This window comes from Rhodococcus sp. NPDC054953 (assembly GCF_053609225.1).
Map to the genome: position 1 here is coordinate 1 of NZ_JBSGXD010000052.1, position 1579 is coordinate 1579.

Annotated in this window: 1 protein-coding gene; it reads left to right on the top strand. The window is 66.9% G+C overall.

Translation table 11 applies throughout. The features are described from left to right. The coding region (locus tag ACWF62_RS20355) for a UPF0182 family protein (protein WP_452631206.1) at nt 1-1579 on the top strand (1579 nt) is incomplete at both ends.

The following is a 1579-nucleotide window of genomic DNA, read 5'->3' on the forward strand; positions in this document are numbered from 1 at the left end:
CCTTCGGGGTCACCGACCCGCAGTTCAACAAGGACGTGTCGTTCTTCGCGTTCGACCTGCCCTTCTACCGCTTCCTGCTCGGCTTCGGCTTCGCCGTCGTCGTGGTGTCGCTGATCGCCGCCGCCCTCGTGCACTACCTGTACGGCGGACTGCGGGTCACCACCCCGGGCAACCGGATCACCCCGGCGGCCACCGGGCACCTGTCCGTGCTGCTGGGCCTGTTCGTGTCGCTGAAGGCGGTCGCGTACTGGTTCGACCGCTACGGTCTGGCGCTCAAGAGCAGTGACCTGCGGGACAACACCGGCTGGACGGGGCTGCGCTACGTCGACGCCAACGCGTACCTGCCGGCCAAGACCATCCTGACGATCATCGCCGCCATCTGCGCGGTGCTGTTCTTCGCCACCCTGTGGCGCCGGGTGTGGCAGCTGCCGGTGCTCGGTCTGGGGCTGCTGGTCCTGTGCGCCGTGCTGATCGGCGGCGTGTACCCGGCCCTGGTGCAGCAGTTCCAGGTCAAGCCGAACGAGGTGGCCAAGGAGACGCCGTACATCCAGAAGCATCTGGACGCCACCAAGCAGGCGTACGACATCGACGACGCCCAGATGCAGGACTACACGGGCATCAGCGACGCCGAGCCGGAGACGCTGCGCGGCGCGGTGTCCGCCACGGCCAGCATCCGACTGCTGGACCCGAGCGTCGTGTCGCCGGCGTTCCAGCAGATCCAGCAGGTGCGTGGGTACTACCAGTTCCCCGCCACCCTGGACGTGGACCGCTACCCGAGCGCCGATGGCGAGGGTGAGACGGACACGGTCATCGGTCTGCGTGAGATGAACGTGAACAACGTTCCGGAGCGGAACTGGATCAACGACCACTTCCGCTACACCCACGGTTTCGGTGTGGTGGCCGCCAGCGGCACCAGCGTGCTCAGCAACGGCCAGCCGGACTTCATCGAGCAGGACCTGCCGCCGGAGGGTGACCTCGGCGAGTACGAGCCGCGCATCTACTACGGCGAGTACACCACGCAGTACTCGATCGTGGGCGGCCCGCAGCAGGAGATCGACTACGCCGGCGAGGACGGCGAGGTGGAGTACAGCTACTCCGGGGACTCCGGTGTGCCGCTGGACAACTACTTCAAGCGTGCCGCGTACGCGCTGACCATGAGCGAGCCGCAGATCCTGTACTCCGGGGCGATCGGCGACGGCTCGCGCATCCTGTACAACCGCACGCCCAAGGAGCGCGTCCAGGCGGTCGCGCCGTGGCTGACGATCGACGGCGACCCGTATCCCGCGGTCGTCGACGGCCGGGTGCTGTGGCTCGTGGACGCGTACACCACGACCAACGGTTACCCGTACTCCTCGCGCACCACGCTGGGTGAGGCCACCGAGACCTCGCTGACGGACGAGCGCGGTCAGGTGGTGGCCCAGGAGAACCGGGTCAACTACATCCGTAACTCGGTGAAGGCCACGGTCGACGCGTACAACGGTGAGGTCACCATGTACGAGTGGGACGAGGACGATCCGGTGCTGAAGACCTGGATGAAGTCCTTCCCGGGCACGGTGGAGTCGCGCGATCAGATCAGCGA